The sequence below is a fragment of the Paenibacillus sepulcri genome (genome assembly GCF_042647105.1).
In the GTDB taxonomy this organism is placed as follows: Bacteria; Bacillota; Bacilli; order Paenibacillales; family Paenibacillaceae; genus Paenibacillus_Z; species Paenibacillus_Z sepulcri.
The window spans coordinates 2,364,418-2,383,125 of sequence record NZ_JBHRUP010000001.1 but is presented as its reverse complement, the minus strand read 5'-3'; the positions used below and the strand labels follow the sequence as shown (position 1 = coordinate 2,383,125).

The window sequence follows — 18,708 nt, the reverse complement described above, 5'->3', positions numbered from 1 at the left end:
TTTGTTCATGATACAATTTGTATACTTAATAGTTTAAATGTAACGTAATCCCGCTGTTTATGCAAGGTATATATGGTAAAAATATACATTTAGTAGAGAGAAGACCCGGACCTGAAGTTCCATGCCGGTACTAAAAAAGGATTTTTACAATGCGAAATATATGTGATACAATTCGTATCATAATACATAAGGATGAACAGTCCTCTAAGTCATTTGAACTATGGTTTCAAGGGGAATTCATTTATCCATGAGAAATGCGGTGTGTCTATGAAACGTCGAACCAGGAAAATGTTGATTTGGACCGGGAGCTCGGTGCTTGCTATTTTGTTAATTGGAGGGGGGTTCGTCTGGTATCTCTATCACTCCGTTCATCAGGTTGCTGACAAGATCTATGAAAAACCGAACAAACCGGTCTATGTCAGTAAGGATCCTGACATCAAGAACGATATCGTGCCTGTATTTGATAATCTTGATGCTTTCAATGTCCTCGTAATGGGTGTCGACCAGCGGGAGAATGACAGGGGCCGTTCGGATGCGATGATTGTACTTACGGTCAATCCGTCGAAGCACTCGATCCTCATGTTCAACATTCCCCGCGATACGAGAACGGAGATTGTCGGACACGGGACGGTAGATAAGATCAATCATGCCTATGCCTTCGGAGGTGTGGATATGGCCATTCAAACGGTGGAAAATTTTCTTGATTATCCGATCGATTACTATATGAAGGTGAATATGGAAGGGTTCGAGAGACTGATTGACCAGGTGGGGGGAGTAACGGTCAATAATCCCTATTCCTTCAACATGCAGGGGCATGAGTTTGCCAAGGGCCAGCTGTCACTGAACGGCAAGGAAGCGCTGCTCTACTCCAGGATGCGGTATGATGACCCCAGAGGCGACCTGGGCAGGAATGCAAGGCAGCGGGAAATATTGACCGAAGGTATGAAAAGCTCGCTCAGCCTGTCCAATATCGTCAAGGTGCAGGGTTTGCTGAATGAAGTGGGCGACAGCGTGAAGAGCAATATAACCTTCGAGGAAATGAAAACATTTATAACGGATTACCGTCCCAATATTGATAAAATCGATTCAGTCGAGATCAAGGGCAAGGGCGAAACGATCGATGGCATCTGGTATTACATCATCCCGGATGCGGAGAAGAACCGGATTCATCAGGTCATCAAGGATCATCTGCAGGCGGGTTCCGCTTCAGCTCCGCTGACAGCGGCTAAATGATGTATAAAAGCGGTCCTTGTCTCATAAAGTGTATAAGCTTTATGGGACAGGGGGTTATGGAAGAATGCGAGGAAAGCGCAAGACCGGCCCACTGGCATTCAAGCTGGTGCTGGGCGGCCTGATCATTATCGTGGCATGGATGACCTGGATCAACAGCGCCCGGATGTTCTCGCCAAGCGAAGAGAGCAAAGCGCTTGCTGCGGTGGAGCAGTTCTATAAATATGAGCAGGTAGGCGACTTCGGGAGCGCTTGGGAGCTGTTCCATCCTTTCATGCAGCAGCGCTTTGCCAAATCGGAGTACATCCAGAAACGGGCGCATATCATTTTGCAGGATTTTGGCGTGAAAACCTTTGAGTTTCATACCGGCACTCCGAAGCATATAACAGACTGGAGAATGAGCGAGGATGCGGACCCAATTGCCGAGGTATACGAGATTGACGTTACCGAGGTTTTTCACAGTCCCTATGGCAATTTCCAAATCGTTCAGCCGACTTATGCCGCCTATCATTCGGGGCAATGGACCTTGTTGTGGTCGTATCGGAAGGATATGGACACAAATAATTCACATTAGCTATTGACTTGATACTTAATGTATCATAAATTATGGGTGAGGGCTTTGTTTTTGGCAATTGGAAAGAGGGAACGCCAGCGATCCAAATTGCCGGAAAGAGAGCCCATATTTTTAACTTTCTAGATACATAATGTATCGCAATCATAAGAACGCCATCCCCCCGAACAGGAAGGTGAAAAGGATGATAACAGTTAATAAACCGGCTGCCCGGAATAGGCAGCACATGCGGATGCGGATTCGTGAAGGGATTCAGGTAAGCGTATTCATTGCTGGCGTACAGGGAAACAAGCTCGAATCAAGAGGCATCCCGGTGATGTTGAAGGATATCAGCCCTACAGGTCTGCGTTTTCAAACGCATCTTCGCTTTCCAGTCAGCGGGGACTACACGATCCGTTTCAATATCAAGCTGAATGAATGGGAGTTTAATATATATGGAAATGTAGTATGGAGAGGACGGGAAGAGAATCAGTACATGTACGGTTCTTTCTTTCAGCCTGATCCCAAAATGCGCCGTGCGCTGATTCGTGCGATTTCCTGGAAATTGAACGACCACAATCCCCATGGAAGCCGGATATATGAAATGTATACCCGCTTGAGCGAGGATAAGGAGCAGCTGGGCTTAATGGTAGATCTTAAAAGCTAGACTAGAGGGAACGGGAAGCCATATGGCTTTTCGTTCCCCTTTTGGGCTCGATTTGGACAGGCATGATTCTCGCTTTTTGAAAACGCATACACGACAATTTCCGTCAGAGCAAACGCTGCTAATATTGACAAAAAGAAGAATTTGTCATAATCTGAACTAAAAATAAGATACGTTATGTAACATAAAAATGATTTTTGCTACATAAAGTATAATATAGGGGTCTGAAAAGGAGATGGATTTATGCAAACAAGGAACACATTTTGTTGTGTAAGCTGTGAGGTTATGTACTCGTGCGAAGAAGCACATATGATCTTTCGGACAGGATTCTTTCGGAATGTGCATCCATTGGGCTGCTGTAAAGCCTGTTATAAGGAAGAAGAGAGTTCAAACGCAGCAGCACTTGTGGAAATCCCCCATTGTATTCATGGAGAAGAGGTTGCCTCTATCCTGCATATCCCCGTTCACGCGCATGTACCGGAGTTTCAAAAGCCGGTCGGCTCGCCGGAAGTTCCTTTTTCCTGGGCGGTCTCCTTATAATTTCAATGCAGCTTTCATGCCTTTTCCTGGGCGCGGGCAACCGCTGACGGGGAAGGCATTTATTTTTTTCCTTTAATCTTAACTTCCAATCGTTTCCTTCGTTCAGTATAATGAGAGGGATGTGAGGCATCTTCAGCTCGTGCTTCATGTGAACAGGAGGAAAAAGATGGTAAACCCAACACCGAACGATCCCGTCGTTCAACTCAAGAATGTAACCAAGATCATTGGACGCAGAACCATAATCGATCATGTGACGCTTGATCTGCCTCCGGCGGAGGTCTTTGGCTTTCTGGGGCCCAACGGCTCCGGTAAAACAACAACCATCCGCATGATGGTTGGACTCATGGCGATGACGGACGGCGATGTGATCATTCGCGGTCATAGCGTTCGGACCGATTTCGAGAAGGCCATCCGCCATGTCGGCGCCATTGTAGAGAATCCGGAGATGTATAAATATTTGACGGGTTTCCAGAACCTGCTGCATTATTCACGCATGGTTCCCGGTATTACCCGGCAGCGCATCGATGAGGTTGTTGAATTGGTCGGCCTTACAGCCCGTATTAACGATAAGGTGAAAACCTACTCTCTTGGGATGCGCCAGCGTCTGGGCGTTGCCCAGGCGATTATGCATAAGCCGTCCCTGCTGATTCTGGACGAGCCTACTAACGGTCTGGATCCTGCGGGTATCCGCGAGCTTCGCGATTATTTGCGCAAGCTGGCCAAAGATGAGGGCATTACGGTATTCGTCTCCAGTCATCTGCTCAGCGAGATGGAATTGATGTGCGACCGTGTCGCCATTATTCAAGCGGGCAAGCTGATCGATGTACGAAGCATCCGCCAAGGGGTGCCGCTGGCCAGCGACTTGAATCGAGTATTGTTCGACGTGGACCGCCCCGATGAGGCGGTCAAACTGCTTGCGGATAACGGTGCGATGCTTGAACAGGGTGCCGTGCTTGTAAATGCCGACAGGGAATCCATTGCCCGGATCAATGCCGCTTTGGTATCGGCGGGGCATAATGTATACGGAATTCGTGTCCTGAACAAGTCGCTGGAAGAGCAATTCCTCGAAATGACAGGAGGCGAAAGCGTTGTTTAACTTCTTACAGCTGGTCAGCAACGAGAATATGAAAATTTACCGCCGGATGCGGACATGGATTATGTTCGGCATCATTGCGGTCGTGCTGATTGCCATATCGGTGATCGCAAAATTCGTTGGCGACGGTGATCCCGGCAACTGGTCGATGACTCTGATTGAATCCGATGTGCTTTTCATGTTCGTTACGCTGTTCACGGTCGTTGTTTCTGCGGATAGCGTCGCGGGGGAATTTACGAGCGGTACGATCAAGCTGCTGCTGATCCGTCCCTGGAGCCGCTCCAAAATTTTGCTCTCCAAGTATATCAGCCTGCTGCTGTTCGGTTTGTTTATGGCGGTTTTCCTGTTCGTGCTGTCGCTTGTGTTGAATCTTCTGTTGTTCGGCAACGACACCTCGCAGTCCTCTGAGGCTCTTTTCGGGATTAACAGGGATATATCACCATTTGCTTACATGCTGCTGTATTATTTGGCCAAATTTGGATCACTGATCATTACCGTCACATTGTCGTTTATGATATCCACCGTATTTCGCAGCGGGGGCCTTGCGATCGGCCTTTCCTTGTTCGTGCTTCTCGGAGGCGCTTCGATCAGTGCGCTGCTGGGTATGCTGGATTATAAATGGGTCGATTATATTTTGTTCCAGCATATGAATCTGACGCAGTATATCAACAGCGGACCCAATGCTGAGGGTATGTCGCTGGGCTTCTCGCTGGGCGTTCTGGCCATCTACTATATCGTGTTTATGGCGCTCACCTGGCTGACATTCAACAAAAGAGATGTAGCTGCATAAACAGGCCTCCTATAGCCGATCTATGGCGGCAAAACATCCAATAAGAAGCCCCGCTGTCCGTCTTGCCGGAAGCGGGGCTTCTTGCCGCCTGCAGGAGAGGTCAGCCGGCTTGACGGGCCTTCTCCTTGGCTTGTTCTTTGATGGCCGCGGCCGCATCAGCCTCGGCTGAACGGAGGGCCTGGTTCGGTGTTGACCGTTCCTTTTCCGGCTCCATGCGGCAGGTTCCGCTGAAGATGCCGCCGTCCTGGATAAGGAGCGCATAGGCTTGGATGCTTCCCTGCACCGAACCGGAAGAGGTGATGGTCAGCCGGCCTCCTGCTGTGACATCTCCTATCACTTTGCCGGCTACAACAACATCCTTTGCCGAGATATTCGATCTGGCTAGGCCGCATTCCCCGATAATGATGTCGGCCTTGCACTCGATGTCACCCCGGTATTCGCCTTCGATGCGAATGCTGGCCTCGCTGGCCAAGGTTCCTTCGATCAAGGTTCCTTGTCCGATCAGGGTATCGTTAGCGGTCGTCTTTTTGTTTTCCTTAAACATGGCCGGTCCATCCTCCCTCACCCCATGCAGCTGATTTGAACGTTTGCCTGGGGTTTCGTCTAGTATGGCGTCGATTCATGATGCTTTCTAGAACGTTCCTATAGCTTATTTATTCCCGGAAGCGTGAAAACATGCCTGTAAAGAACGTATACAGCCAGCAGCGTAAGCTAAAGCTATATCTGCCAAGAGCAGAAAATCAGGGGGAAAGTTATGATTTGGGTTGTAGTTGCACTTCTTATTTTCATTTTTCAGATTGCGACTATTCTGATCGTGGAATTTCGCCGGCCTTCCAAAACAATAGCCTGGCTGCTCATATTATTTATTTTGCCTATCATCGGGTTTGTTATGTATTATTTTGTAGCCAAAGAATATCAGCGGCGGCGGACCGTGCGCAAGAGAGGCATTATTGCGGAGGAAATAAGACTGCAGGCATTAATGCGCTGCCAAATCGTACATCGTCCCGGGGATATGCAGAATAAGGAGTTCATGCATCAGGAGCGACTGTTCCGATTGCTGCAGAGCATGAGCTTGTCCCCGATTACAAGCTGTAATGAAACGCAGGTTCTGACGAATGCGGATGCTGCTTATGAAGCGATTATGGCAGCCATCGAGCAGGCCAGTCACCATATACATGTGGAATTTTATACGATTCGCGATGATGGCATTGGCCGGCGCCTGAAGGAAATTCTGATCCGCAAGGCGAGGCAGGGCGTAGAGGTAAGGATCATCTATGACGGCGTGGGGAGTCTTGAGCTCGGGGGGCGGTATTTGCAGGAGCTTGAGCAGGCGGGGGTAGAGACCCGCTGTTTTCTCACACCGCGGCTGGCGTTTTTCGAGAAACGGATGAATTACCGCAATCACCGCAAAATTGTAGTGGTCGACGGGCTTACGGGTTTCTTCGGCGGGATCAATATCGGGGACGAATATTTGGGCAGCAATCTGAGGCTCGGATTTTGGCGCGATACGCATATGCAGATCAGAGGCGATGCCGTATATTTTCTTCAGGATGTATTCATGCGGGATTGGTGGTTCACTTCCAGGCAGCGCCTGGCTGATTCCGCTTATTTGCCGGAGCATAACTGCAAGGGGACGGAGCAGGTGCAGATCGTCTCCAGCGGTCCGGACAGCAGTGAAGACGCTATTCTGGAATGTGTCTTTGCCGCCGTATCGGTAGCGAAGACGCGGATTTACATTACGACCCCCTATTTCATACCGGATCACAGCGTGCTGATGGGACTGCGGACGGCAGCGCTCAGCGGTGTCGACGTGCGAATCATCATTCCGGGTGTCAGTGATTCCAAGCTGGTTCTCTTCGCTTCCCTCTCGTATGTGTCCGAGATGCTGGCGGCCGGAGTACGGATTTACCGCTACAAGAAAGGCTTCATTCATGCCAAAGTGCTGATTGTAGACGACTTTATGGCTTCTGTCGGATCGGCCAATATGGACATGCGCAGCTTCTTCAGCAATTTTGAATTGAATGGCCTGCTGTTTGACGAGAAAATCATTAAACGTTTGGAATCGGATTATATGACGGATATGAAAGACAGCGAAGAGATCCATCTCTCAAACTTCCAGCAGCGCTCCATGTGGCGCAAGGGCAGTGAGGTGGTAGCCCGTATGTTATCCCCGCTGTTATAAGAATAGGCCGTCCGATCAAGCCCCGCGGGGTTGAGCAGAACAGCCTTTGCAAAGAAACTTTGTGGTCAGACACTTTCCAGCGAAGGGCGGTCCAGACGAACAATATGGCTGATCGGATGTTCTTCTCCACGAATCAGATTCAGCAGCAGATTCGCGGCAATCATGCTGTAGACCGTTCCGTTGCCGCCATAGCCAAGACAATAATAAACCCCGGGCCATTTGGGATCTTCGCCGATAAAGGGCAGATTATCTCTTGATTCGCCAAAAACAGCCGTCCAGTCATATTCCAGTCTGCCTGTAAACAATGGAAAATGCTCCTTGATCCGATCGTACAGTTTGTCCGTGCGCTTGCGGCGTTCGCTCTCGCTGTTGAGTGGTTTTGGGTTATCCTCGTCATGGCCTCCGGCGATAATTCTTCCTTCCGCGGTTGTTCGCATATAGAAATAAGGGCGGGCCGTTTCCCAGATCAAGATATTATCCTTCCAGGCAGAGAGGTCGGGCTGAGGCTCCGTTGCCAGGGCGTAGGTGCGGTTAACATCTGCTTTGACGAGCTGGCCGCGCAACTCCTCAGGCTCATAGCCGACCGCATAGATAACATGCTCCGCTTCCAGTACAATGCCGGTTGAGGTTGTCAGACGCTGAATGCCTTCCCCGGCAGTGGCATGATCCACAATATCGGTATGTTCATGAATAGATGCCCCCGCGGCTGCGGCAGCGTCGGCCAGGGCGTAAACGAACCCGCAAGGGTTGATTTCGGCATCGCCACGGGTGATGATCGCAGCGGGTTTATGGAATGGGTAATGGATGCTGATTTCCTCGCCCGTCCAGAATTCCACATCGAAGCCGCTGCCTTGCAGTGCCTCAAATTCCTTGCGCAGCTTGGGAACATCCTGCTCGGTGCTGGCATAATAGAGACTGCTGCGGGGAATAAAGCCCACTTCCTTTCCAAGCTTGGCGGCGATTTCTCCGATATGTACAACAGCATCGCGGCAAGCCTTGTAGAACAATACGGCATCCTGCCGGCCGATCTGCCCGATGAGCTCCGAAAGCATCACATCATTGCAGAACTGCAGTATGCCGGTATTGGCTGCCGTGCTGCCCCCGGCAATCTCTCCCCGCTCCACGATGCAAACGTCAATTCCGCTTTGGGCAAGGACGTAGCCGCAAATACTCCCGGACATACCGCCTCCAACAATCGCGACTGAGGTGCGTTTGTTAGCCGTCAGAGACGGATAGCGGCGAATATCGTTCAACGTTTCAAGCCAATAAAGCCGGCCATTGTACAAGTCTTTCATCCACATTCCTCCAGAGGTCTATTATGTCCAAATTCCGGTTCATGTATCATAGATTGAGCAAGGTGAAAAGCGGATGTCAGCAGCAAAAAAGGAGGGGATTCCCCTCCTTCTTGAAGCAACTGACTTTGCCGCCAAAAGGACGGCGGGCAGCCGTTTCTTCTTGAAATATAAGAAGTATAATATGTCTCGATACTTAACTTATATTTCTAAGGGAAGAAACTTGCTGCGCCGCCAGAAGGACAGCGGCAGCCGTTACTTTTTGACTATTCCTGTATGGGGTCGGGGACGAGGCCCTCTTCTTCAAGCTGGCTGTTCGTCTTCATCCCTTTCATGTCATTGCCCAGTCGCTTCATATCCTGCTCATCCTGGACCATCGACCCGTTATGGGCATTCTCGATCGGTTCCGATTTTCGGCCCGCCTGACCGGCGGAAAGGGGTGAGTCAGGGCTGGCTCCGGTCTTGGGCAGCTCCGTTTGGTCCGGTTGTTGTTCCATTTGGTTTCGCTCCCTCTTCTTCTTTTTTCATGGATTGAAACACATTAGCCGTTGATTCGGCGGCATTCGCCACTTTATCGGCGGTGGTTTTGCCAAGCTCGTTCACACGCATGGTCACATCGCTTGCCTTATCCTTCGCCTGGTCTGCCAGGGCGGTAGCCCGGTCGCGCGCAGCTTCTGCCAGACTGACTGCAGTGTCGCGGGTAGCTCCGGCAATGTTGACTGCATGATCCCGGGCGGCGCCCGAAATCTCGGATGACTTGCGGCGGATTGTCTCACGCATATCTTTACCTGTTTTAGGCGTTAATAACACAGCAGCTGCGGCACCAACGGCACCGCCGATGAGTATGCCTTTGACCAAACTTCCACCCGTTTGTTTCGTAACCGTGTTTTCCATTTGAAGTCAACTCCTTCGTTTTACATAAATTAATAGATGCAAGTAACACCCATTATCTTCTTGTCTACTTATAAACCACGGATTGATGTTTGAAACGATTGCCCTGATGATGAATAATTTTCCAAAAATAAGGGAACGTATCTATAGACAGCATGTGCTTCATTATTTCCAACCGTACTAAACGTTCTTATTGATTATGAAAAACAGCCGCAAAAAAGGATGGTGTGAGTTTGAATGTCAGATAAACCGAATACGGAACAGATGGCCATTCAGGGTTTGGGCGAACCGCTGGAGGTAACCATACGGGGGGACCGGGCAGAAGATATTTACAGCGGACATGTCGTTGTCGTATCCATGGACGGCAAAATCATGGCGCATGCCGGGGATCCGGATATATGGACCTTTATCCGCTCCACCGCCAAGCCTATACAGGCGATTCCTTCCGTACGGGCGGGTGTCATGGAGAAATTCGGCTTTGACACAAGAGCGCTTGCTCTGATGACGTCGTCCCATCGCGGTTCGCCCGAACATATAGCCGTGTTGGAACAAATGCTGAAGCTTACCGGGATCAAGGAAGCTGATCTGGTATTTGACGAAGCCAAACCCGCGGATCCCCGAATCCGTGATGAATGGGCGAGGAAGGGCGGTCTGCCCCGGAAGCTGTATCATGTATGCGCCGGCAAGCATATCGGCCTGCTTGCCTTGTGCAAGCTGCGGGGCTGGCCAATGGAATCCTATACGGATCCGGAGCACCCGCTGCAGCAGGAGCTGCTGCAGACCATTGCAGCGATGGCCGATCTGCCGGCTGCAGAGGTCGGACGCGCGGTTGACGGCTGCGGCCTGCCCGTCTTCGCTATGCCTTTATGGCGGCTTGCACTTATGTATACACGGCTCGCTGCCCTGTCCCCGGACGGGGCGGACGATGAAACCAAATCAGCGGCGGACCGGATTACGATTGCCATGAATGCCTGGCCCGACCTGGTTGAAGGAGAGGGGCGGCTTGCCAGCATTATGCTCGCCGACGGGACGGTTATTGCCAAAAGCGGTGCCCAGGGCTTATTCGTATTCGGCATGCGCCAGCAAGGAATTGCTGTAGCACTGAAGCTGGCGGATGGAGGGGAGGCCTCACAGCCTGGAATCATCTGTTCTGTTTTGGAGAAGCTCCATGTGGGAGCGGATTTGTCGGAGCGGATAAACCAGCATTTTTCGGCAGATTTGTATAATGATGCAGGTCAGTTGATTGGACACCGGGAGTCAAGTCTGCGCCTGAAGTTTCATTAAAGGGATCCGGGAAGATGCATAAAGCGATGATTCCGCAGCAGGATTTGCCCGGTCTATTCAGAGAAGTGTGGATATTCTTGCCAAGTTTCATGCCCGAAAGGATTGGTTTATAAGCATGATAGGAAGACGGGATAACAAATTCCACTTTGAATAGAAAGGGTGAGTGTCAATGTTAGGATGGGCAGTTCTTTGCTTCATTATCGCTGTTGTCGCAGGTATACTTGGATTCTTTACACTGGCAGCTGCTGCTGCGAGTATCGCTAAAGTCCTTTTCATCGTATTTCTGATTTTGTTTGTTGTATCGCTTATTTTCGGAAGAAGAAGAGCTTAAACGCATAATACTTGTCATTTTTGAAAAAGGAGGAATGAACGATGGAGATTCAAGTGACTAACGTTCATACAGTCGACAATATCCAGCAGGCGAGGGAGCAATTGGAGCGCTACAAAACGCGTGGTTACGACAAGGATCATCTCTACGTGCTGACTCACGACAAGGAGCGGAACAAACGGATTGCGGCATCTACCGATGCGGACGAGATTGGCGTTGCAGAGGAAGGGCTGGATACAGCCTTTGCCAATATTTTTCGCTCGCGTGGAGCGGAGCTTCGGGCCAAGCTGCGGTCAATGGGAATCAGCAAAGAGGAAGCGGAACGGCTGGAAGAGGAGATGGACAACGACCGGATTGTGGTTATCGCATGGGGCGGCAACCAGTATGACGATAATGATTATGATCCCAATATCGTTTATTTTCCGCCGCTCTTGATCTGATTTCAAGCTTCATAGCTTACGAGACATACACATTGCAGTAGACCGTTCGCAAGGGGAACGGTCTACTTTTTCATACATAATAAGGACGCGGGGGGAAGGGACGGCATGCTGCAAAGCCGGTTTTTTCGATTTTGTTTGGGTACGATTGCGCTGCTGATCATCATTTATTTGATAGCGATGGACAGCTTTATTTTCATACCCTTGATTAAAATGGTCAATATTCTGATAGTCCCTTTCATGCTTGCCGGTTTCTTCTATTATTTGCTCCGGCCAATTGTTCATTATTTGGCGGATCGGCGGATGAGTAAAATCCTGGCGATTTTGCTTGTTTACTTGGGGTTGACAGTGGTTCTGGCTCTGGTATGGCTGGTCGTTTGGCCGACGCTCGTGCTTCAGATCAACACTTTTATCGAGAGTACGCCCAGGCTCATCGAGGGGCTGAAGGAGCAGATCTCCCGGTGGCAGCAGAACCGCATCGTCTTGCTGGTCAGCTCGAACAGCCAGACCGACATGTCGACCCGGATTTCGGATTATCTGAATGAAGCGATTACGACGGCGTCCAACTATGTGACCGACATCATCGCGTTTATTACCAATTTCGTTGTTGTCGTTGCGACCGCTCCGATTATTTTGTATTACATGCTCAAGGAGAGCGAAGCGATACCCCGATCGGTTCTTCATCTGGTGCCGGGACGGTACAGCCGCGACGGAAGAGAAGTGCTTGACGAAATAGATGCCGCGCTAAGCGGATTCATCGTAGGACGGATGATTATAACCTTCCTGCTGGGCATTATGATGTATATCGGCTTTCTGCTTATCGGGCTGCCCTATTCCCTGCTGATCGCGATCATCGCCACCATTCTCAATATCATCCCCTACATCGGACCGATACTCGGGCTTGTCCCTTGCGTGATGGTCGCGCTCACCGATTCGCCGATGATGGTCGTCTGGGTGCTGATTGTCGTTCTGATCGCACAGCAGGTCGAAGGGAATCTCCTGTCTCCGCATATTTACGGAAAAAGGCTGGATATGCATCCGTTAACGACCATTGTGATCCTGCTCGTGGCGGTGGAAATATCAGGCATACTTGGCGCCATTCTCGCTATCCCGCTGTATATGGTGGTCAAAATCATTGTGGTGCGCGTCTACCGGTTGTTTTTTGCGGAAAAAGTGGAAGAGCTGGTAGAGTAGAAGAGGGAGCAATTTACCCGACTTCCCAGGCTCGTATCCCCTCACTCGTCTCTCCTTGTTGGAAATAAGCTCCGGCTTTGTTAGCTCTGCTGCTTCCACAATGGAAGTCAAATCCGACTTCGGATATTGGACGTATCTCCGATCAAGGACCGTTCCGTTTTCCTTGAACCCGGATTATTGTCCGGGCAGCCCTACACCCGGCGCATCTCCTCGCGGTAAGCGCTGGGCGAGAGCCCGTAGAAGCGCCGGAACTGCTTGGAGAAATACAGCGGGTCCTGAAGGCCGACGGAAGCGGCGATCTGCTGGGTCGTCAGCTCCTGCCGCTCGCGCAGCAGCTGGCGCGCTTTATCCAGCCGAAGCTTGAGCAGGAACGTAACGGGGGTCATGCCGGTATGCTGTTTGAATACGCGTGACAGATAAGCCCGGTTATACCCCATCGTCTCGGCCATCCGCTGGATCGAGACCGGCTCGGCGTATTGGGCGGATAAATAACGGATCAGCTGCTGGGTAATCGATTCGCTCTCATGAGCGGAGCCTGGCTGCCGGTCGTGGAGCAGATCTGCTGCAGTGCTGAATTCCGCGAATAACAGATGAAGGTAGCCGATCGAACGCAAATGAGCCGCACCGCCGCCCTGGCGGAAGGTCCGGTCTATACTGCGGAACAGTACGCCAATGCGCTTGTTTGCCCCCGTATCGATAACCGGCCGGGCAATGGTCAGCCCGGCCGACTCCGCAAGCTCCGCCGCCTGCCCGCCATTAAAGGCAATCCACCGGTACCGCCACGGATCCTGCTCGCTTGCCTCATAGCTGATCAGCTGCTCCGGGGGAATGAGGAAGGTTTGTCCCTGCCTGATTTCAAATACGCCGCCTGCGCAATGAAAGGTACCCGACCCTGACAATACATGATGCATGAGATAAAAGCTGTACACCTTCGGCCCGATGCGGTGGGCGGGCTTGGTCTGGCTTTCCCCGGCAAACAGCACATACAATTCACTTTGCTCGCTTGGCACCGGATTGGAGACAACGGTGTAACTCACTTGTCGCGCCATTTATGGAAACCTCCCGATTGTAGCAGATATAATCAAGCTAAAAATGCTAATATCTTCAGCGGCGTTTCTTCCAACCGATAATTGCGGTGATGATTAATTCGACGGTCCTTACCGAAAATCCCCCAAAGACAAGTAAAATATTCGTTAACGCACCCATTTCCGAAGGGATTGGCGGCAGCAGAGGGAATATAGATGGGAGAGAACAAATAAAGAAGGCAACAGGCGATTCGGGTGACAAAGGCAGGATTCGTCAAACCCGGCGCCGGTACCGCCAGAATACATAGCGTGCTTGGCTATTCCGCAACAAAGTCACATTTCTCCATGCTTACTTCACATCAAGCCATTTTGTTCAACGGCACATTCCGTTATACTGTTCCTATACAAATCCTAAAAACAAACATGCAAAGGAAAGTGGTGTGATAATGGCTGACCTTCAAGAGCTGACACAACGATTTCTGGAATTATACAAGGATTCGGCTGAGAGCATTCACATTTTTCATGCGCCGGGACGGGTGAACCTGATTGGCGAGCATACCGACTATAATGGAGGCTACGTGTTTCCGGCAGCGCTGACCTTCGGCACAACGCTGCTGATCCGCAAGCGCAGCGACAAGCTGCTCGGCCTTGCGACAACGAATTTTCCCGACCATAAGCATCTGCCGATCGAGCCGATTGTCTATGACGAGGCGGACGACTGGATGAATTATCCCAAGGGGATCGTCCATGAGCTGCAGCAGCAGGGCAGGACGTTCGAGACGGGCTTTGACCTGCTGTTCCACGGTGAAATCCCGAACGGTGCGGGCTTGTCCTCATCAGCCTCGATCGAAGTCGTGACGGCGTTTGCGCTGTTGACTATGGGCGGCTACCCGGTCGATACGGTGAAAATCGCCCTTCTGGCGCAAAAATCCGAAAATGAATTCAATGGTGTCCAATGCGGAATCATGGATCAGTTCGCCGTCGCCAACGGGAAGAAGGATCATGCCATCCTGCTGATGTGCGACACCCTTGAATATGATCTGGTTCCTTTTGATTCCGGAAGCTACCGGCTCGTTATCGGCAACACGAACAAACGCCGGGGACTGGTCGATTCCAAATATAATGAGCGCCGCAGCCAATGCGAGCAGGCGGTGCAGGACTTAAGGACCGCTTTTCCGGAACTTACGCTGCTCGGCCAAATTTCGCTTGAGGATTTCAACCGCACCAAGCATCTGATTGAGGACGACACGGTACGGCGCAGGGCTCAGCATGTCGTGGAGGAGATCGACCGCGTTATCCGCTCCATCACCGTTCTGAAGAATAACGACCTCGCAGCATTCGGTCAGCTGATGAATCAATCGCATGATTCGCTTCGCGATTTGTATGAAGTGACGGGCGAAGAACTGGACGCCATGGTGGCTGCGGCGCGCACTGTTCCTGGCGTTCTTGGCTCGCGGATGACTGGCGCTGGCTTCGGAGGCTGCACAGTCTCCCTGGTGCACGAGGACAGCATCGAGCGGTTCAAGGCGGAGGTTAGCCGCCAATATACGGCTGCGACCGGGTTGGAAGCGGACTTCTATGTGTGCAAAATCGGCAATGGCGTGGAGCAATTGAGCTGATCCCCCATGGCCTTCCCATAGCAAAAGGCATGTTTGCGAAGCAGCGCAGTCCGGCTCCTTCGTCACAAAATTTTTTTAGAGGAGGGCTTGAGCATGGCAGTTTTAGTTACAGGAGGAGCGGGTTACATCGGCTCCCATGCGGTGGCCGCACTGCAGGAACGCGGCGAGGAAATTGTAATTGTGGACAATCTGCAGCAGGGACATAAGGAGTCTTTACTCGGCGGCAAGCTGTACGCAGGCGACCTGCGCGATGCGGACTTTCTGGATACGGTATTCAAGGAAAACAAGATCGATGCAGTCATTCATTTTGCCGCCAATTCTCTTGTCGGCGAGAGCATGAAGGACCCGGGCAAATACTATCATAATAACGTCTACGGCACCTTGTGTCTGCTGGAGAAGATGAACCAATACGGTGTCAGGAAAATTGTCTTCTCGTCGACAGCAGCCACTTATGGGGAGCCCGAGAACGTACCGATTGACGAGCATGACCGCACGCTTCCCACCAATGCATACGGAGAGACGAAGCTTGCGATGGAGAAAATGATGAAGTGGTTCGATGTCGCCCATGGGCTCAAATTCGTTTCGCTCCGATATTTCAACGCGGCTGGCGCGCATGCCAGCGGCAAAATCGGCGAGGATCATGATCCCGAGACGCATTTGATTCCTGTTGTCCTCCAGGTTGCGCTGGGCCAGCGTCCTCATATCTCTGTTTTTGGCGAAGACTATGCAACAGAAGACGGCACCTGCGTGCGGGATTACATCCATGTCAGCGATCTTGCGGACGCCCACGTATTGGCAGTGGAGAAGCTTCGCAAGGGAGGAGACAGCGCAGTATACAACCTGGGCAATGGCACGGGCTTCTCTGTCAAACAGGTGATCGATATCGCCAGGCAGGTGACCGGCAAGGAAATACCGGCCGTAGTGGAAGCGCGTCGTGCGGGCGACCCTGCCGTGCTTGTCGCTTCGTCCGACCGCGCACGCAGGGAGCTTGGCTGGAATCCGACCCGCAATAAGCTTGAGGATATTATCGGCAGCGCATGGGCCTGGCATAAGGCCAATCCGCACGGCTATAACGATTAAGAAGCAGAAATGGGAATGGAGCACGCCTTCGAGGGGCGTGCTTTATTTCCAACTATAAGCATGCCAACGTTTTTTTCTATATTTTGCTTACCGATTCGGAAGAAAGTAATCTGCAAGCGCCGGATTACGGCGAGTGCCGCTTCTTCTTACACTGGAAAATACCGAGATTAAAGGAGCATTATCAATGACAGAATATGATCAAACGCAGGATGGCGGCGAAGCGCTTCTCCTTATTGAAAGATTGGTGCAGTTTGCCCGGCAGCGCGGTCTTATTGAGCCTCTGGATGTTTATTATTCACGCAATGCCTTGCTTGAATTGTTTGGCTTCTCCGAAGCCTATGAAGGCGAGGTGCCTGAAGAACAGCTGGAGAGTGCGCTCGAGCTGCTGGAGCCGCTGCTCAGCTACGGGGCTTCAATTGGCCTGATTGCGGATAACACGACCACATTCCGCGATCTTCTTGATGCGCGAATTATGGGGCTGCTGATGTCGAGACCGGCGGAGACCGCGGGCCGTTTCGGCCGGCAGGCGGCAAGCGAGGGCATCTTCAAGGCTACCGATACGTTCTATCAGTTGAATATCGATTCCAATTACATCCGGATGGACCGCATTCGCAAAAATCAATACTGGAAGCAGACTACGGAATATGGCGAGCTCGAGATTACGGTCAACCTCTCCAAGCCCGAGAAGGATCCGAAGGAAATCGCTATGCTCAAGACCATAGCGCCAAGCAAATATCCGAAGTGCCTGCTTTGCGCGGAGAATATCGGCTATGCCGGGCGCGCCGACCATCCCGCACGGCAGAATCTGCGGGTTATCCCGCTTGAGCTTACGGGAGAAGAATGGTATTTTCAATATTCCCCGTATGTCTATTACAATGAGCACAGCATCGTTTTCAACAGCAAGCACGTACCGATGCGGATAACGCGTGAAACCTTCGCAAGGCTGCTGGATTTTGTCGACTCGTTTCCCCATTACTTCATTGGCTCAAATGCCGACCTGCCGATTGTCGGAGGATCCATTTTGAACCATGATCATTTTCAGGCGGGCAGGCATGTATTCCCTATGGAGACCGCGAAGGTGGAGACCGAGTTTGCGGACCCTTCGGCTGAGGAGCTGAGCTTCGGGATTGTGAATTGGCCGATGTCGGTGCTGCGCATTCATGGCGGCAGCAAGAAGGATGTTCTTCAGGCCGCCGGCCGGGTATTGGATGCGTGGAAAATGTACAGCGATCCGGACGCGGATGTGCTGGCTTTCTCGGACATCAACGGAGAGAGGATCCCGCACAACACGATTACCCCGATTGCGCGATTGCGTGATAATGGCCAGTATGAGCTGGATCTGGTGCTGCGCAACAACAGAACGAGCGAGGCGTATCCCGACGGGATTTTCCACCCGCATCAGGAATTGCATCATATCAAGAAAGAAAACATTGGCTTGATTGAGGTTATGGGGCTCGCCATCCTTCCGGGCCGGCTCAAATCCGAGCTGGAAGAAATAACGGGCCTGCTCACAGGCAGTGTTTCATACGATAAAGCTGCAGTCGAAACAGGCTCGCTCGACAAGCACTGCCACTGGGTCGATGCGCTGATCGCTGAGCATGGCACCAGCTTGACCCATGAGCAGGCAGTGAGCCTCCTGCACGATGAGGTTGGACGCAAATTCAAGGATGTGCTGATTGACGCGGGTGTGTTCAAACGGACGGATCATGGGCAGCGCTCATTCGCTGCATTTTTGCTGTCGCTTGGATTGACCGCCCGGTAAAACGGCTTCCTGCAGGTAAGAAAATCCGAAAATAACCCGTAAGCCCCCTTAACTCAGGCTTGCGGGTTATTCTTCGTTACATGAGACATCCGAAAACCAATGATATTTATCAGGTTCGAGAATAAAAAAATATATGGTATTTTTTTATAATTTATAAAGGGAAATTAATATTTATGGCGAAAATATATTTAGTTGCACATCTATCCGAACAAGGGGGAAATTTTTTATGCCTTTATCTATAATGCCATTGGATGACTTTTTAGCTTTGACGACAGACGAGCAGGTAGAGAAATTAAAGCAGTGGAAGCTGGATTATAACTTGAAGGATATCAGAGATGCCTGGGGCTTCAAGCATTCCGCTCAATATTACATGCTGCTCAAGAAGCTGCGGATCTATGAGCGCGTGGTTAACAAATCAGACAAATTTTCGCCGGAGCAGATGCTGAACTCGCGTACCCCGTCTGACATGTACGCCCCTCCCGTCTATACGGTGATTGATAGAACCGCGCCGGCGGATCAGTTCGGGTATGAGCTGAATGTGACCTTGAGCGGTCCTGAGCTTGCCGACAAGCTGGAGAGGCTGGCTCATTTTCTGAAGGGCGAGAACAAGGAAATTACGGTCAGCTTATCGATAAAAGCAGCATCAAGAGCCGATAATGATTCCCGGCATCCGGACGAGGAAACGCTCGACAGAGGGGAATAGAGATAAAAAATAAACCGAAGCCAGGTAGGGGCTTTGGTTTATTT

General features: G+C 51.1%; 19 protein-coding genes. 14 read left to right on the top strand and 5 right to left on the bottom strand.

The annotated features are described in order from the left end of the window. Positions 1 to 267 precede the first annotated feature (267 nt). From ACFOLF_RS10550 to ACFOLF_RS10530, 5 genes are all read left to right on the top strand, one after another. A complete protein-coding gene (locus ACFOLF_RS10550) occupies positions 268 to 1,233 on the top strand; it encodes an LCP family glycopolymer transferase (protein ID WP_210038279.1) in 966 nt (321 codons plus the stop codon). A gap of 64 nt (positions 1,234 to 1,297) precedes the next feature. Next, the gene (locus ACFOLF_RS10545) at positions 1,298 to 1,804 is read left to right on the top strand and encodes a hypothetical protein (protein ID WP_210038280.1); all 507 of its coding nucleotides are present in this window, start codon (positions 1,298 to 1,300) and stop codon (positions 1,802 to 1,804) included. A gap of 181 nt (positions 1,805 to 1,985) precedes the next feature. Continuing rightward, the gene (locus tag ACFOLF_RS10540; protein ID WP_210038281.1) at positions 1,986 to 2,447 is read left to right on the top strand and encodes a PilZ domain-containing protein; all 462 of its coding nucleotides are present in this window, start codon (positions 1,986 to 1,988) and stop codon (positions 2,445 to 2,447) included. A 703-nt stretch (positions 2,448 to 3,150) separates the two neighbouring features. Next, a complete protein-coding gene (locus ACFOLF_RS10535) occupies positions 3,151 to 4,080 on the top strand; it encodes an ABC transporter ATP-binding protein (protein ID WP_210038282.1) in 930 nt (309 codons plus the stop codon). Continuing rightward, positions 4,073 to 4,867 (top strand): ABC transporter permease, encoded by a 795-nt coding sequence (locus tag ACFOLF_RS10530; protein ID WP_210038283.1) that lies wholly within the window; start codon positions 4,073 to 4,075, stop codon positions 4,865 to 4,867. Before ACFOLF_RS10535 ends, ACFOLF_RS10530 begins: the two co-directional genes overlap by 8 nt. A 100-nt stretch (positions 4,868 to 4,967) precedes the next feature. On the opposite strand, the gene ACFOLF_RS10525 is transcribed toward ACFOLF_RS10530, so the two are convergent. Then, the gene (locus ACFOLF_RS10525; RefSeq protein ID WP_210038284.1) at positions 4,968 to 5,411 is read right to left on the bottom strand and encodes a bactofilin family protein; all 444 of its coding nucleotides are present in this window, start codon (positions 5,409 to 5,411) and stop codon (positions 4,968 to 4,970) included. A gap of 210 nt (positions 5,412 to 5,621) precedes the next feature. Between ACFOLF_RS10525 and cls the strand changes: the two genes are divergently transcribed. Continuing rightward, the gene (gene cls / locus ACFOLF_RS10520) at positions 5,622 to 7,049 is read left to right on the top strand and encodes a cardiolipin synthase (RefSeq protein ID WP_210038285.1); all 1,428 of its coding nucleotides are present in this window, start codon (positions 5,622 to 5,624) and stop codon (positions 7,047 to 7,049) included. A gap of 65 nt (positions 7,050 to 7,114) precedes the next feature. On the opposite strand, the gene ACFOLF_RS10515 is transcribed toward cls, so the two are convergent. From ACFOLF_RS10515 to ACFOLF_RS10505, 3 genes are all read right to left on the bottom strand, one after another. After that, positions 7,115 to 8,344 carry an NAD(P)/FAD-dependent oxidoreductase gene (locus ACFOLF_RS10515; RefSeq protein ID WP_210038286.1) on the bottom strand — a complete coding sequence of 410 codons (1,230 nt, stop codon included), beginning with the start codon at positions 8,342 to 8,344 and terminating at the stop codon, positions 7,115 to 7,117. Positions 8,345 to 8,607: 263 nt separating this feature from the next. Further along, positions 8,608 to 8,838: a hypothetical protein gene (locus ACFOLF_RS10510; protein ID WP_210038287.1), complete on the bottom strand. Its 231-nt coding sequence runs from the start codon at positions 8,836 to 8,838 to the stop codon at positions 8,608 to 8,610. Next, positions 8,786 to 9,235 carry a YtxH domain-containing protein gene (locus ACFOLF_RS10505; RefSeq protein WP_210038288.1) on the bottom strand — a complete coding sequence of 150 codons (450 nt, stop codon included), beginning with the start codon at positions 9,233 to 9,235 and terminating at the stop codon, positions 8,786 to 8,788. The genes ACFOLF_RS10510 and ACFOLF_RS10505 overlap by 53 nt, the downstream gene beginning before the upstream one ends. Before the next feature lie 234 nt (positions 9,236 to 9,469). Between ACFOLF_RS10505 and ACFOLF_RS10500 the strand changes: the two genes are divergently transcribed. From ACFOLF_RS10500 to ACFOLF_RS10485, 4 genes are all read left to right on the top strand, one after another. Beyond that, positions 9,470 to 10,516, top strand: a complete 1,047-nt coding sequence (locus ACFOLF_RS10500) for an asparaginase (protein ID WP_210038289.1) — start codon at positions 9,470 to 9,472, stop codon at positions 10,514 to 10,516. 169 nt (positions 10,517 to 10,685) lie between these two features. After that, positions 10,686 to 10,847 (top strand): DUF1328 domain-containing protein, encoded by a 162-nt coding sequence (locus tag ACFOLF_RS10495; protein ID WP_210038290.1) that lies wholly within the window; start codon positions 10,686 to 10,688, stop codon positions 10,845 to 10,847. A 41-nt stretch (positions 10,848 to 10,888) separates the two neighbouring features. Then, a complete protein-coding gene (locus tag ACFOLF_RS10490; RefSeq protein ID WP_210038291.1) occupies positions 10,889 to 11,284 on the top strand; it encodes a general stress protein in 396 nt (131 codons plus the stop codon). 105 nt (positions 11,285 to 11,389) lie between these two features. Then, complete coding sequence (locus ACFOLF_RS10485) at positions 11,390 to 12,475, top strand: AI-2E family transporter (RefSeq protein WP_210038292.1); 1,086 nt, start codon at positions 11,390 to 11,392, stop codon at positions 12,473 to 12,475. A 191-nt stretch (positions 12,476 to 12,666) separates the two neighbouring features. Here the strand turns inward: ACFOLF_RS10485 and ACFOLF_RS10480 are convergent, their stop codons facing one another. After that, a complete protein-coding gene (locus ACFOLF_RS10480; protein ID WP_210038293.1) occupies positions 12,667 to 13,524 on the bottom strand; it encodes an AraC family transcriptional regulator in 858 nt (285 codons plus the stop codon). A 422-nt stretch (positions 13,525 to 13,946) separates the two neighbouring features. Between ACFOLF_RS10480 and ACFOLF_RS10475 the strand changes: the two genes are divergently transcribed. The 4 genes from ACFOLF_RS10475 (at position 13,947) to ACFOLF_RS10460 (ending at position 18,664) form a co-directional block, all read left to right on the top strand. Continuing rightward, entirely contained in the window at positions 13,947 to 15,119 is a 1,173-nt protein-coding gene (locus ACFOLF_RS10475) for a galactokinase (protein ID WP_210038294.1), read from the top strand. Between the two features lie 93 nt (positions 15,120 to 15,212). Further along, positions 15,213 to 16,199: a UDP-glucose 4-epimerase GalE gene (galE, locus tag ACFOLF_RS10470; protein WP_210038295.1), complete on the top strand. Its 987-nt coding sequence runs from the start codon at positions 15,213 to 15,215 to the stop codon at positions 16,197 to 16,199. A gap of 184 nt (positions 16,200 to 16,383) precedes the next feature. Then, on the top strand, positions 16,384 to 17,961 hold the full coding sequence (locus ACFOLF_RS10465; protein WP_210038296.1) for a UDP-glucose--hexose-1-phosphate uridylyltransferase: 1,578 nt from the start codon (positions 16,384 to 16,386) through the stop codon (positions 17,959 to 17,961). Between the two features lie 226 nt (positions 17,962 to 18,187). Then, positions 18,188 to 18,664: a hypothetical protein gene (locus ACFOLF_RS10460; protein ID WP_210038297.1), complete on the top strand. Its 477-nt coding sequence runs from the start codon at positions 18,188 to 18,190 to the stop codon at positions 18,662 to 18,664. Positions 18,665 to 18,708 lie beyond the last annotated feature (44 nt).

Bases quoted from the DNA above. Each gene is read 5' to 3' on its own strand.
- ACFOLF_RS10550 (WP_210038279.1), top strand. From the start codon at position 268: ATGAAACGTCGAACCAGGAAAATGTTGATTTGGACCGGGAGCTCGGTG.
- ACFOLF_RS10545 (WP_210038280.1), top strand. From the start codon at position 1,298: ATGCGAGGAAAGCGCAAGACCGGCCCACTGGCATTCAAGCTGGTGCTG.
- ACFOLF_RS10540 (WP_210038281.1), top strand. From the start codon at position 1,986: ATGATAACAGTTAATAAACCGGCTGCCCGGAATAGGCAGCACATGCGG.
- ACFOLF_RS10535 (WP_210038282.1), top strand. From the start codon at position 3,151: ATGGTAAACCCAACACCGAACGATCCCGTCGTTCAACTCAAGAATGTA.
- ACFOLF_RS10525 (WP_210038284.1), bottom strand. From the start codon at position 5,411: ATGTTTAAGGAAAACAAAAAGACGACCGCTAACGATACCCTGATCGGA.
- cls (WP_210038285.1), top strand. From the start codon at position 5,622: ATGATTTGGGTTGTAGTTGCACTTCTTATTTTCATTTTTCAGATTGCG.
- ACFOLF_RS10515 (WP_210038286.1), bottom strand. From the start codon at position 8,344: ATGAAAGACTTGTACAATGGCCGGCTTTATTGGCTTGAAACGTTGAAC.
- ACFOLF_RS10510 (WP_210038287.1), bottom strand. From the start codon at position 8,838: ATGGAACAACAACCGGACCAAACGGAGCTGCCCAAGACCGGAGCCAGC.
- ACFOLF_RS10505 (WP_210038288.1), bottom strand. From the start codon at position 9,235: ATGGAAAACACGGTTACGAAACAAACGGGTGGAAGTTTGGTCAAAGGC.
- ACFOLF_RS10500 (WP_210038289.1), top strand. From the start codon at position 9,470: ATGTCAGATAAACCGAATACGGAACAGATGGCCATTCAGGGTTTGGGC.
- ACFOLF_RS10495 (WP_210038290.1), top strand. From the start codon at position 10,686: ATGTTAGGATGGGCAGTTCTTTGCTTCATTATCGCTGTTGTCGCAGGT.
- ACFOLF_RS10490 (WP_210038291.1), top strand. From the start codon at position 10,889: ATGGAGATTCAAGTGACTAACGTTCATACAGTCGACAATATCCAGCAG.
- ACFOLF_RS10485 (WP_210038292.1), top strand. From the start codon at position 11,390: ATGCTGCAAAGCCGGTTTTTTCGATTTTGTTTGGGTACGATTGCGCTG.
- ACFOLF_RS10480 (WP_210038293.1), bottom strand. From the start codon at position 13,524: ATGGCGCGACAAGTGAGTTACACCGTTGTCTCCAATCCGGTGCCAAGC.
- ACFOLF_RS10475 (WP_210038294.1), top strand. From the start codon at position 13,947: ATGGCTGACCTTCAAGAGCTGACACAACGATTTCTGGAATTATACAAG.
- galE (WP_210038295.1), top strand. From the start codon at position 15,213: ATGGCAGTTTTAGTTACAGGAGGAGCGGGTTACATCGGCTCCCATGCG.
- ACFOLF_RS10465 (WP_210038296.1), top strand. From the start codon at position 16,384: ATGACAGAATATGATCAAACGCAGGATGGCGGCGAAGCGCTTCTCCTT.
- ACFOLF_RS10460 (WP_210038297.1), top strand. From the start codon at position 18,188: ATGCCTTTATCTATAATGCCATTGGATGACTTTTTAGCTTTGACGACA.